Genomic DNA, 11,708 nt, shown 5'->3' on the forward strand with positions numbered 1-11,708 from the left:
GTCTGTCCAACGTTCGGCTCCGGCGCTCTTTCGGTGGTAACCGAGGGTGAGCTATTGGAGGAGCGAGTGATTCTGCGCATCGCTCCCGGAAACGCGGCCAGCGAGGCCGTCGCCCGAGCCTCGGGGTTCCACCTCACCGACGAGGAACCCGTCATCCGAGAACGTCCCAACGGCCGAAGCCTGCGCCTGCACACATGGGCCTACCGGCCGGGCGCTTAGGGCTCCACACTCGACCGAAGCGCCGAGCCGCGGCCGGCTCATGCCGTTACCGCATCCATGCCGTTACCTGCGAGATCGCTTTCGCCGCATCCATGCGTCCGGGGAAGGCTCCCGCGGCTCGGCAGCCATGCTCCCCTTGGGGTATGGCAGCGCTCGGCGGCCGGGACTGGTCCCAAGGCCGGAGAGATACTGTGCGATCGTCCAGTCGGGCGGGAGGGACCGCGGGTGACGGTTGATGAGTTCATTCCGCAGGTGTTGCCGGGTTCCATGCGCAGCCCGGCGAATGGAGTGTCGCTGGCACTACCTCGCGGCAAACCGCCGATCCGGCTGCCGGGCGAGGCGATGCTGTTGTCCGGCCACGAACTGCCGACCGCAGCCGGTTACACGCCGATGTTCATCGGCTCCTCAAAGGGCCGGTCACATCTGCTGGAACGCCCTGACGCCGGTAGAGCGCAGGGACCAATTGCGAGGTTATGTTGACGTGGCGTGTTGGCGAGGTGACCGACGGCCGGTACGCGGTGACCGGGGTGCACGAGCAGGGCGGTATGGGCGTGGTGTATCGGGTCCGGCACCTAGTGTGGGACATCGATCTTGCGGTCAAGAGTCCGCGACCGGACCTGTTCCGTAGTACGGAGGATCAACGGCTGTTCGTCGCCGAGGCGGAGACGTGGGTGTCGCTGGGGCTTCATCCGTACGTGTGCAACTGTTATTACGTCCGCGTTCTCGACGGGGTGCCCCGGGTGTTCGCCGAGTACGTCCCGGGCGGCAGCCTGCATGAGTGGATCCGCGACCGGCGCCTGTACGACGGCGCCCCGGCAGAGGCGCTGACCCGGATCCTGGACATTGCGATCCAGACCGCATGGGGCCTCGACCATGCCCACAGCCACGGCCTGGTGCACCGGGATGTCAAGCCCGCCAACGTGTTGCTCGACCTCGAGGACGGCGAGCAGGGCACGGTCACCGCGAAAATCACCGACTTCGGCCTTGCCCGAGCCCGGGCGATGGTGTCCGCCATCAGCCCCGACGCGCCGCCCGGCGTCAGCGTTCCGGTATCCGGCGGCGATGGGATGACCCCGCGTTACGCCTCTCCCGAACAGGCGGCGGGTGAACGGGTCGGCCGCCGTACGGACATCTACAGCTTCGCGGTATCGGTTCTGGAGATGTGCGCCGGCGAGGTGACCTGGATGGCCGGGCCCGCCGCAGGCGCCGCGCTGGCCCGCTACCGCGCCGCCGGCGCGGCAGGCGCCGTTGCCGTCCCGACGGCCCTCGGCGACCTGCTTGAGCGGTGCCTCCGGCAGGATTCCGCCGACAGGCCGGGTTCCATGGCCGGCGTCGCCGCCGAGTTGATCGCTATCTACCAGAGCGTCACGGGCCGCACCTACCCACGCCCGCCGGCCGGCGCGGCCGACCTGCTCACCGACGAACTCAACAACCGGGCGGTGTCGCTGCTCGACCTCGACCGGCAGGCCGAGGCCGACCGTGCGTTCGCCCAGGCGCTGGCCGCCGATCCTCAGAACGCCCGGGCCATCTACAACGCCGGACTGGCCCGGTGGCGCCGCGGCGCCGTCACCGACGAAGCGCTCATCACCGAGATCGAGGCGATCCGCGCGGACACCGGCGATCCGTGGGAGGTGCGGTACGCGCTCGCCCAGATCCACCTGGAGCGCGGCGACCTCGGCGCCGCCCGCGCGTTGCTCGACGCGCTGGCCGGGGAACGGCCGGATGAGCCGGAGGTGCTCCCCGCGCTGCGCATGATCCGGTCCGGTGAGATCGTCGACGCCCGCTCCGATCGCGGATGGCCGGTGCCCTGGCCGCTGCGCCCGCCCCCTGACGATCTCTGGCACGTCGACGAGCAGGAGGAACAGGTCGCGCTCGCCCTCACCCCCGACGGCCGGTTCATCGCGGCCGGCGGCTGGGACGGCCAGGTCCGCGTGTGGGACGTCCACAGCGGGCAGTGCATGTGGACGCTCAAGGGACACCACCGACCGGTGCACGCCGTCGACCTCACACCGGACGGGCGCTTCGCCGTCTCCGTCTGCGCGGACGAGAGTGTGCGCTTCTGGGCACTGGGCAAGAGCCGGTGGGGTGGTTCGCCCAAGGGCCGCCTCCTGTACGCCAGCCCCAATCCGCCGTCCTGGGACGGCAGCGACGGGCTCGGTGAGCTGGCGCTGCGCGTCGAGCACACGGCGATCCAGCTCACCGCCGATGGACGCTTCGCCCTTTATGCGGGCCTGGACCGCGCGTTCCAGGTCTGGGATGTCCACAGCGGACAGGTGAGGACGCTCGACGAGGCCGCGGCCGGGCGGTTGGTGGCGGTCAGTGCCGACGGCCGCCGGGCGCTGTCCATCGGCTGGCGCGGACGCGGAGACGTCCAGGAACGCCTTACACGACTGTCCAATCTGTCCGGCGGGCGCGGAGTCGAGGGGGAACGCGTCGTACGCGTGTGGGATCTGGCCGACGGCCGGTGCCGGTGGGAGCTGACCGGCGACGAGTCGGCGGTGACCGCCCTGTGCCTCAGCGCCGACGGCCGTTTCGCGGCCACCGGATGCCACGGCGGGACGATTCGTGTCTGGGACCTCGACGATGGTCGCTGCGTGCACGTCCTGACGGGCGGGACCACGCCCGGCACCCTGTCCCTCGACGCCGACGCGCGGCTCCTGCTGTCCGGCACTCGCTACTCCGACGGCGTCCAGGTGTGGGAGCTGGACCACGGCCGATGCCTGCGGACCTTCCAGGCTCATCCGGGCGGAACGACCGTGGTCCGGCTGGACGCCGACACCCGGTCCGCGCTGTCGGCCGGCCAGGACCGTACGGTCCGGCGGTGGCGGCTGCCCGACGGGTATCGCGCCGCGCCGATGCTGAGCCGGCCACGCCGGCACGTCGAGCTGAGCCGGCTGGGCGGGCAGGTGGACGCGCTGATCGGCGAGGCGGACCGGGCCATGGCGGCCGAGCGTTTCCCGGCGGCGCTCGAGCTGCTCCGGCAGGCGCGCGCGGTCGAGGCGCACGAGCGGGCGCCACGCGTCATGTCCGCTTGGTGGCGGCTGGGCCGCCGCGCCGTACGTACGGGTCTGCGGGCGGCCTGGTCGTCGCGGGCCTGGCACGTGGGCGAGACGAGCGCGGTCGACCTGTCCGGCGACGGCCGGATCGCGGTGTCCGGCGGCCGCGACGGGACGGTCCGGCTGTGGGACGTCGAGAGCGGCGATGGTCTGCGGGTTCTCGAGGGCCACGAGGGCGCGGTGCGGTCGGTCCGCCTGAGCGCCGACGGACGGCGGCTGCTGTCCTCGAGCCAGGACGGTGAGGTCCGGCTGTGGGAGGTCGACACCGGCGCCTGCCGGCAGGTCCTGACCGTCGACGCCCGTGTGTTCTCAGGCGACGCGTTGTCGGTACGGTTCGGTGCGGACGACCGGCGGGTCGTGGTCGCGGGCCCGGACGCCACGATCCGGATGTGGGATCCGCCCACCGGTGGCCCGCCGCGAGTGGTGCGGACCCTGTACGGCGCTCACATCAAGGAGATGGACCTCGGTGACGATGGCGGCCTCGCCGCGGTCCGCATGAGCAGTCAGGTGGTGTTGTGGGACCTGAACCGCGGCCACGTCGTGCACCACCTCAAAGGCAGGTCCGTACTCACGGACCGGGCGGCGGCGCTCAGCGCCGACGGACGTCTCGCCCTGGTTGGTGACTTCAATGGGGGCATCCGGGTGCATGACACCTCGAGCGGAGGGGTCATACGGACCTTCGACGGGCCGGCGCAGGGCGGGTTCCACACCGTCCGGATGACCGCTGACGGGCGCTTCGCGGTCTCCGGCGGCTACCGGTCGTACATGGCGCTGTGGGACGTCCGCAGCGGCCGATGTCTCCGGGTCCTCGACGGCCACGAGCGGGGCGTGCATCGCGTCGTGCTCACCCCCGACGGCCGCTTCGTCCTGGCCGGACACGAGGATGGGCTGCGACTGTGGGAGCTGGACTGGGAGCTCGCCGCCCACGAAGCGGCCGACTGGGACGACGGCGCGGCACCGTATCTCGACGCGTTTCTGCGCCGTCATGGTCCGCGGTGGACGGACACGGACGTCGACGGCCTGGTGCGCCGGCTCCAGGACGTCGGCTACGGCTGGCTGCGCGCCGACGGGGTGCGAGCCCACCTCGACCGCCGCGCCTCGGCCCGTCAGCGCGACGACAGGGCACGATGACGGTCGGCGTCACGCTTGCTCGTCGGACCCAGCGGTTCAGCGTGGCCACTGCCACTTGTGTCTTGTGGACATCGTGGACACGGATGGCGTTGACGTAGTTCGGCGAGCATGCGTTTGCGGGAGACGCCCACCATGCCGGGCAGGCCGAAACACGTCAGCTCATCGAGGTCGCGCGAGATGGTCCAGCTGTGCTCAGGCGTCTTCGCGAAGCCGAGGCCGGGGGCGATGACGCTTCGGTCAGCGTGGATTCCGGCGTCGCATGCGGCCTGCACGCGCCGCAGGTTCTTTTCGAAGCCGTGCGCTTGGAAAAGGCATCCTGGCGGGAGCCGAATTCGACCGAATAGAAGGCTGGCCAAACTCGACCACACTTCTCTTTATTAGTACGACGCACCGCCCGCCTTCCGGGTTCGTGTGACACCCATCACGTACAAAAATCAAGAAATCCGTCTTTCTCTTCGAACCTCCACACCCTTACCGAACATCGAACCAGCCGAGTCAGTAAGCAACCAGGAGGTTTTAATCATGCAGTTCACGAACCTGCGCAGGGCCGCCGCTATCGCTTGTGGCGGTGGGATGATTGCTCTCGCCATGACCGCCTGCAACGCCGACAATAATGCGTCGAAGGCATCTAATTCGTCGGGTGCGGCGGGGAAGGCGTCGTCGGTCGCCAATAGCACCCACGACAAGGGTCCGGGGGCGGCGTACGCCGGTCAGGACGACACGCCGGCTTGCGGGGCGTCCGAGCTCAGGGGGTATCTGCAGCTTCAGGATTCCGGCTCCGAGCAAGGGGATGAAGCGATCGCCACCCTGACCCTCACCCACGCCGACTGGGCGTCGGAAAGCTGCTATCTGCCGGCCGGCTGGGTCCCGATCGGGAAAGGCGGGCCGCACGACTACACCGCCGTCCCCTCGACCCGGGTGAACTATCCCGGTCCCGGAATGACCATCACACTGAGGCCCGGAGGTTCGGCCTTCGCCGGAATCAAGTGGCACACCGAAAAGGGCTGCCCGGGCGGCGCCACCAGCGATCTCGGCTTCGCCTGGGGCGCCACCTGGGTCCCGCTCACCTACAGCGGCCTCGACGACGGCTACCAGCCACCGATCTGCGACGACGTCACCCTCGGCACGCTCCAGCCCACCATGAACGGCGTCAATTTCACCTGACCCACCCGGAGAGGCAACGACCAGGACGCGGGGCGGGGCCGGCCGAAACAGTGCCGCCCGCGCACGGCTTCACCGATGCCATGCGCGGGCGGCACTGCATTACTGAGACGACCAGTGAACGTGTGCTCAGTCGTGTGGGTGGAGTAGTTGCTTGAGGACCTGAGGGTTCATGACGTCCTGGTCGCCGGGGAAGACGCCCGTGTCGGCCCACTGCCAGACGAAGTAGGTTTTCCAGCCTGCGGGAAGCGTGCCCGGGGAGGTGCCGTGGTTGTTGATCCACAGTGCGTCCTTCGCGGCGAACTCGGTGGAGCCGCCGGTGCAGTCGTTCCACCATTCGGTGAAGGTGTTGATGGTGGCCCACCAGCCCGTACGGGCGTGGTACTCGTTGATGAAGTCGTGGATCCAGCTCACCATCTGGTCCGGGGTGAAGCCGTAGCACTTGTCCGGGCCGTACACGTTGTCCTCGATGTCGAGGACGCCGGGCAGCGTCCGGCCGTCGCCGGTCCGCCCACCGCCGTTGTCGACGAAATAGTCCGCCTGGGCCTTACCGCTCGCGCTGTCCGGAGTGGCGTAATGGTAGGCCGCGTGAATCAGGCCGACGCGGTAGGAGCCGTTCCATTGCTGGTCGAACTCACCGCTGTGGTAGTCGGTGCTCTCGGTCGCCTTGATGAAGGCGAACTTGGCGCCGTTGGCCTTGACGGCGTCCCAGTCGACGTTCTCCTGCCAGCCGCTGACGTCCAGGCCCGGGATTCCCGGTGGAACCTCGGTCATGACGCTGCTGCGGGGCGCGGCCGATCCGGCGTGGGCCTGCCCATGCCGGGGGGACGGCGAGGCCTGGGCGGGGCCGGCCATCAGTGTGCCGCAGGCCGCCGCGGTGACAACGGCCGCGGCCACGCGCCGCGCATGCTTGAAGGTCTGCAAGTCCTGCTCCTTCGTAAAAGGTGACGGGCGCCAAGGGTCGATCGTCCGAAAGGTTCGTAATCCGCAAACTTGACGATGATCTCATGTGAGGTCGATGGATATCGCTGATGTCCGTTCGCGATGGGAGAAATTCGTGGCCGAGGTGTTCCGCGAGATCACTCCGGTAGGAGGCACTACCCCGCCACAACCGGCCCGGGCGACGGCACCGAAAATGTCCGACCCCCGTCGCGCCTGAGGCGAACAAAGGGAAACGTATGGTGCCGGCGGCCGGCACGACACCGGTAAGTGTGACGAGGGCCAGGGGTGAGAATGCGGCGGGGCAGCCGTCGATCTGGTCGGCGAGCAGGGCGCCGGTCACGGGGGCGACGGCGACGGTGAGGGTGACCGTGGTGGCGAGGGCGCCGGGCTTCCTACCGCTTCCGGCAAAGTACGGTACGTGGATGGTGAACGTACGGGAGCGGATTCTCGCGGAGCTTGGCGTCAAGACGACCATTGTCCCCAAGGCCGAAATCCGGCAACGGGTCGACTTCCTCAAGGAATACTTGCGGTCGACCTCGGCCAAGGGCTATGTGCTCGGAATCAGCGGCGGCCAGGACAGCACGCTGGCCGGTAAGTTGTGCCAGCTCGCCGCCGAGGAGCTGCGGGCCGAGGGTCACGAGGCCACCTTCGTCGCGGTGCGGCTGCCGTACGGCGTGCAGGCCGACGAGCACGATGCGCAGATCGCGTTGGCGTTCATCCGGCCCGATCGATCGATCACGGTGAACATCAAGCCGAGCGCGGACGCCGCTGCCGCCGAGGCGGCGCTCGGCATGCGGGAGTTGCTGGGCGACGAGCCGAAGCTACGGGACTTCGTGCGCGGCAACATCAAGGCTCGTGAACGCATGGTGATCCAGTACGCGATCGCCGGGCAGTTGGGCCTGCTCGTCGTGGGCACCGACCACGCGGCCGAGGCGGTGGCCGGCTTCTTCACCAAGTACGGCGACGGCGGTGTCGACATCACCCCGCTGACCGGACTGACCAAGCGCCAGGGCGCCGCCCTGCTGCAGGAGTTGGGCGCACCATCGAGTGTCTGGGAAAAGGTCCCGACCGCCGACCTCGAGGACGACCGGCCCGCCCTGCCCGACGAGGTGGCACTCGGCCTGAAATACGCCCAGATCGACGACTATCTGGAAGGTGCCGACGTCACGACGGACGTGGCGGCGAAGGTGGAGTCGCTCTACCTCAAGACCCGGCACAAGCGAGCCCTTCCGGTCACTCCCCTCGACGACTGGTGGAGGGCTCACACCACATAGGGGATCGCCGCCGCAACCGACAGCGTGAGCATGCCCAGGCAGTTGAGCCAGAACTCCTGTTTGAGGAACCGCGCGCGGTAGTGGGCGTACGCCGCGCACACGAAATAGGCGATGACCCCGACCGTGGTGGCCAGACCGACGCCGGGGTATTTCAGCCCAGCGACGAGACCGGCCGTGGCCAACAGCTTGATGGCGATGAGCGTCCACCACCAGTCACGCGGAAAACGGACTCCTTCAAGGCATCTTTGGATGAACGTCGGCGGGCGGATGGACATCAGTGCGTCGGAGAACAGGGCGAGCGCGAGCAGCGCCGTGAGCCACCATGGATGAGGAACGTGGATCATTCTTCTCCCCCTGAATGTGACACGACGAAACTGACCACTTGCCGTAGTTCGTCGATCGCGTCTTGTGTCTCGATGGCGCCATTCGCAGCGGTCATCAGCAGGCCGAGGTAGGCGAAGTACACGGCCCGCGCGCCGCAGCCGGCGTCGGCGCGGGTGAACGCGGATCGGGAGAGGACGGCCTCGAGCTCCGCTATCAGCGCCAGGGCGAGGTTCTGGAAAATCGCCGATTCATGGTTCCCGCGGACGATGACCGCCGCGTACTCACGCGAAAGCTCAGGGTCGACGGCGAAGTACCTGATGAAAGGCTCGAAGAGGTCCATGACCTCCCCAACGGTGGCAGTCGCCGGCAGGGACGTACGGTCGGCGTCATGGCCGGTGTCCCGGCCGCGATGCACGGAGGCGATCCAGCCATCGAAGATGGCGACAAGCAGCGCGTCCTTCTCTCCGACCGCCATGACGGTCCCGGTGCTCACGCCCGCGTCGGCGGCGATCTGCCGAATCGTCGTCACCCTGAAGCCCTGCGTGCGAAAGAGCCGCTCGGCCGCCGCCAGCACCTTCTGCCGTGTCGCCTCCCGCTTCGCCGATCGAGAATGAACGCGTTCAGTGAACATGTTCAGAACACTACGGCGCGGTGGCCCCGGGCACAAGTCGGCTCGCCACCGACCCATGCCGAGCCGTCGGCGGGCCGGGTGCCGGCCGATGCGTGGCCGAACCTCGGCTCCGGCCCTCCAGGACCGGGAAAACAATGGGCATTGTGCCGATAGGGAAAAATAGGCAACGTTACCGATATCGCATTTCCTAATCGCGATGCCACACTCGATCTATGCTGCCCCGCATCTTGGCAATTTCGCATGCACAGACCGTACACATGCCGCTACCGCGCCACCGTCTGCACGCCACGCTCGGCCACTAGCCGCGCTGATCAAACGCGATATCCCCCGCTTCATAGCGTTGTGCAATATCGGCATGTCCGTCCGTTCGCACGCCGACACTCAAACTTTACGGTCTTTCCAGATATGAAATCGAGAACCGATCCACTGTACGCAATGGCGATGGTCATTGCCGTCTGCGCCGTTTCGGCCACCGCTCCTTTAACGGCCTTCGCGTCGGCGCCCGCCCTTGCCCTGGCGTTCTGGAGAAACGGGCTGGGCTTCGCGACGAACGGTGCGATCGTCACCGCGCTCTTGACCGTGGCCGTGATCGGGGCCGCCGCCGCGAGCGGGATCGACATCCGGTCAGGCGGGAACGCGCTGCTCGGGGATCTCCTCGCCCTGGTGGGAGCCGTGGCGCAGGCCGGTTACACCGCCCTCAGCGAGCGCGCGCGAAGCGGGCTGAGCACACCCTTGTACTCCGCCCTGAGTTCCTGCGTCTGCGCGGTCGGACTCCTGGTCGCCTGCCTGGCCACCGGTACACCGCTCATGCGTTTCGACCGGAACACCGAGCTCGCACTCCTCGGCCTGCTCATCCTGCCGCAGCTCCTCGGCCTGGGCTCGCTGAACTTCGCGCTCGGCAGGGGATCGGCGACCACGACAAGCGTGCTGCTTCTCCTGGAATCACCGGTGGCCGCGGCCATCGCGTGGCTGTGGATGGGCCAGACGCCGGAGCCGTCGACTCTGCCCGGCCTCCTGCTCATCATCGTCGGTGTCGCCGTGGTGGTCTCCAGCAGCACCACACAGAGCGAGAGATTCATCGGCCGACACCGAGCAGAAGGCTCACGCTCCAGACCGCGCCGTACCGGCGCCCCCGAACCGAGCGAGAACCCCGTAGGCCGGCATCGGGCAGAGCGCTCCCGCGTGGGGTGACGAGCGCCGGTCGCCGGCGCTGGGACGGTGGCCCGCGGCGATATGACACCGTCGTCTTCAGCCGCGTCAGCATGTCAGGAGAAGGACCACAGGTGGTCGGCCTGGAGGCTGCACGGGTAGATCGTCAGCTTGGCGTCCTGACCACCCGACCCGCGGACGCCGGCCACATCCAGGCACTGATGGCCCACGGAGTCGTAGCTGCGGATCCAGTATCGGCCGCTCGCCTTCCGTTCGAGGTACCACATCTGGTTGTCGCCGGCGCCCGGAAGGCACCGGTACTCCGTGACGTCGGCCTCGCGCACGGTGTCGTAACCGGGGAGGTCGAGGCAGAGTCCGTCCTTCGAATTGCGGATCGTGAACAGGGTGGCGCCGCGCGGACCGCTGTTCTTGCCGACCACGAGATCCCACAGCTGGTTGTCGCTACCGGACCCGTGGCAGGTGTGCTGCTCGACCTTGCCGTTCAGCTGTCCGTCGCCGTATCCCGGCACGTCAACGCACATGCCGGTCATCACGTTGCGGATCAGCAAGCGCCTCTTGCCGGAGATTCGCACGCCGTGGGCCGACCGCGATCCGGCCTTGTCGTCGGAAGCCGGACGGTGCGACGAAGGGTGCCGCGTGCCGGGCGATTTCGGCTTCGGACTCGGTGTGGCCGGGGTGGGAACGAGCGTCGGCAGAGCGGTTCCGGTCATCGCCGCCGGTCTCGCCCGCTCATCGGTGGGCCGGTCGTGGCGATGGGAGGTCACCGCGCCGACGGCCAGCGCCGCTCCCGCGACGACGATCAGCGCGGCCCCGCCCGCGAGGATCCGTGGGCCCACCTTGGACCGTTCGGTCGGCTGCCAGGCACGGCGGCTGAACGCGTCGACGAGGTCCGCACGTTGCCGGCGTTGCTGTTCAGTCGTGTTCTGCTCGTCCATGTGCGCTTCCTTGTTCCTTCCTTCCTGCCGGCTCGTTCCCTCACCATCGGCCCGCGGTCAGTGGCCGAAGCGGAACCAGTTGATGTTGATGAAGTCCCAGAGCTGGTCGCTTTTGAACGTCAGGTACACGTTGTGCACGCCCGTCAGCCCGTTCGCACCGACCGAGACCGTCGACCAGTTCTGCCACCCCCCGGTATTGATGTTGTAGAGGGTGGCGATGGGTGTGCTTCCCGGACGGTCCAGCCGCACCTCGACCCGCCCGTATCCCTGGTCCTTGTCGCTCGCGACGCGGGCGTAGAACCGCGTCGCGGCCGTGGAGCCGAAGTCGATCCTCGTGTAATACGCCCAGTCACCGTTGGCGGCCGAGGCGATGTTCCGGCCGCCGCCGGTGTCATTCGAGTTCTCGGTGCTCAGGTGCTTCGACCGCCGGGCGAACGACTCGGCCTGGAGCGCACGGTAGGCGTCGCGTCCGCCCCGTGCGGAGGAGACGGACCTGGGGCTCCTGGCCGGCCGCACGCTACGGACGTGGCGACGGGTCGGCAAGGGTGTCGGCGTCGGTGACGCGGTCGGTGAGGCCGGCACCTGCAGGGACGGGGTCGTACGGCGATTCTGCGCGGCCAGGGCCAGCTGACGCGCACGCTCGGAGGCCGCCTGCTTGTGGCGGTTCGAGACCACCGCGCCGAGGCCGAAGGTCGCTCCGGCGACCAGGACCAACGCGGCCCCGCCCGCCAGGACTCGCGGGCCCACCCGCGGCTGCGAACTCGACTGCCAGGCGGTCCGGGTGAAGGCGTTGACGAGGTCCGCGCGTTCCTGACGCTGGCGTTCGTTCTCCTTACGGTCGCTCAACTGCTGTACTCCTCAATGT

Annotated in this window: 11 protein-coding genes; 5 read left to right on the top strand and 6 right to left on the bottom strand. The window is 68.4% G+C overall.

All coding sequences use genetic code 11. From position 1 onward, the window contains the following. The first annotated feature begins 444 nt into the window (after window positions 1–444). Complete coding sequence (locus ABEA10_RS34640; RefSeq protein ID WP_345471205.1) at window positions 445–699, top strand: hypothetical protein; 255 nt, start codon at window positions 445–447, stop codon at window positions 697–699. Then, window positions 696–4,406 carry a protein kinase domain-containing protein gene (locus ABEA10_RS34645; protein WP_345471207.1) on the top strand — a complete coding sequence of 1,237 codons (3,711 nt, stop codon included), beginning with the start codon at window positions 696–698 and terminating at the stop codon, window positions 4,404–4,406. Before ABEA10_RS34640 ends, ABEA10_RS34645 begins: the two co-directional genes overlap by 4 nt. On the opposite strand, the gene ABEA10_RS51375 is transcribed toward ABEA10_RS34645, so the two are convergent. After that, window positions 4,382–4,774: a dihydropteroate synthase gene (locus tag ABEA10_RS51375; protein WP_425550999.1), complete on the bottom strand. Its 393-nt coding sequence runs from the start codon at window positions 4,772–4,774 to the stop codon at window positions 4,382–4,384. The genes ABEA10_RS34645 and ABEA10_RS51375 overlap by 25 nt on opposite strands. Window positions 4,775–4,928: 154 nt before the next feature. On the opposite strand from ABEA10_RS51375, the gene ABEA10_RS34650 reads away from it, so the two are divergent. Next, the gene (locus ABEA10_RS34650; protein ID WP_345471209.1) at window positions 4,929–5,570 is read left to right on the top strand and encodes a hypothetical protein; all 642 of its coding nucleotides are present in this window, start codon (window positions 4,929–4,931) and stop codon (window positions 5,568–5,570) included. Between the two features lie 126 nt (window positions 5,571–5,696). Here the strand turns inward: ABEA10_RS34650 and ABEA10_RS34655 are convergent, their stop codons facing one another. Next, window positions 5,697–6,491 (bottom strand): GH25 family lysozyme, encoded by a 795-nt coding sequence (locus ABEA10_RS34655; RefSeq protein WP_345471211.1) that lies wholly within the window; start codon window positions 6,489–6,491, stop codon window positions 5,697–5,699. A gap of 440 nt (window positions 6,492–6,931) precedes the next feature. Here ABEA10_RS34655 and nadE point away from each other — a divergent pair, with 440 nt between their 5' ends. Beyond that, window positions 6,932–7,783, top strand: coding sequence for an ammonia-dependent NAD(+) synthetase (gene nadE / locus ABEA10_RS34660; protein WP_425551004.1), 852 nt, complete (start codon window positions 6,932–6,934; stop codon window positions 7,781–7,783). Here nadE and ABEA10_RS34665 read toward each other — a convergent pair. Both ABEA10_RS34665 and ABEA10_RS34670 read right to left on the bottom strand, forming a co-directional pair. After that, on the bottom strand, window positions 7,771–8,127 hold the full coding sequence (locus tag ABEA10_RS34665) for a DoxX family protein (protein ID WP_345471214.1): 357 nt from the start codon (window positions 8,125–8,127) through the stop codon (window positions 7,771–7,773). The genes nadE and ABEA10_RS34665 overlap by 13 nt on opposite strands. After that, window positions 8,124–8,738: a TetR/AcrR family transcriptional regulator gene (locus ABEA10_RS34670; protein WP_345471215.1), complete on the bottom strand. Its 615-nt coding sequence runs from the start codon at window positions 8,736–8,738 to the stop codon at window positions 8,124–8,126. Before ABEA10_RS34670 ends, ABEA10_RS34665 begins: the two co-directional genes overlap by 4 nt. 435 nt (window positions 8,739–9,173) lie before the next feature. Here ABEA10_RS34670 and ABEA10_RS34675 point away from each other — a divergent pair, with 435 nt between their 5' ends. Then, window positions 9,174–9,929, top strand: a complete 756-nt coding sequence (locus tag ABEA10_RS34675) for an EamA family transporter (RefSeq protein WP_345471216.1) — start codon at window positions 9,174–9,176, stop codon at window positions 9,927–9,929. A 74-nt stretch (window positions 9,930–10,003) separates the two neighbouring features. On the opposite strand, the gene ABEA10_RS34680 is transcribed toward ABEA10_RS34675, so the two are convergent. Together ABEA10_RS34680 and ABEA10_RS34685 are read right to left on the bottom strand one after the other, a co-directional pair. Continuing rightward, window positions 10,004–10,843: an RICIN domain-containing protein gene (locus ABEA10_RS34680; protein WP_345471217.1), complete on the bottom strand. Its 840-nt coding sequence runs from the start codon at window positions 10,841–10,843 to the stop codon at window positions 10,004–10,006. A 57-nt stretch (window positions 10,844–10,900) separates the two neighbouring features. Then, entirely contained in the window at window positions 10,901–11,689 is a 789-nt protein-coding gene (locus tag ABEA10_RS34685) for a carbohydrate-binding protein (protein WP_345471218.1), read from the bottom strand. Window positions 11,690–11,708: the final 19 nt, after the last annotated feature.

The sequence above is a fragment of the Actinoallomurus oryzae genome (genome assembly GCF_039541955.1).
GTDB classification, from domain to species: domain Bacteria; phylum Actinomycetota; class Actinomycetes; order Streptosporangiales; family Streptosporangiaceae; genus Actinoallomurus; species Actinoallomurus oryzae.

Excerpts from the sequence above, each read along its gene's own strand:
- ABEA10_RS34670 (WP_345471215.1), bottom strand. The coding sequence starts at position 8,738 with ATGTTCACTGAACGCGTTCATTCTCGATCGGCGAAGCGGGAGGCGACA.
- ABEA10_RS34665 (WP_345471214.1), bottom strand. The coding sequence starts at position 8,127 with ATGATCCACGTTCCTCATCCATGGTGGCTCACGGCGCTGCTCGCGCTC.
- ABEA10_RS34650 (WP_345471209.1), top strand. The coding sequence starts at position 4,929 with ATGCAGTTCACGAACCTGCGCAGGGCCGCCGCTATCGCTTGTGGCGGT.
- nadE (WP_425551004.1), top strand. The coding sequence starts at position 6,932 with ATGGTGAACGTACGGGAGCGGATTCTCGCGGAGCTTGGCGTCAAGACG.
- ABEA10_RS34675 (WP_345471216.1), top strand. The coding sequence starts at position 9,174 with ATGGCGATGGTCATTGCCGTCTGCGCCGTTTCGGCCACCGCTCCTTTA.
- ABEA10_RS34680 (WP_345471217.1), bottom strand. The coding sequence starts at position 10,843 with ATGGACGAGCAGAACACGACTGAACAGCAACGCCGGCAACGTGCGGAC.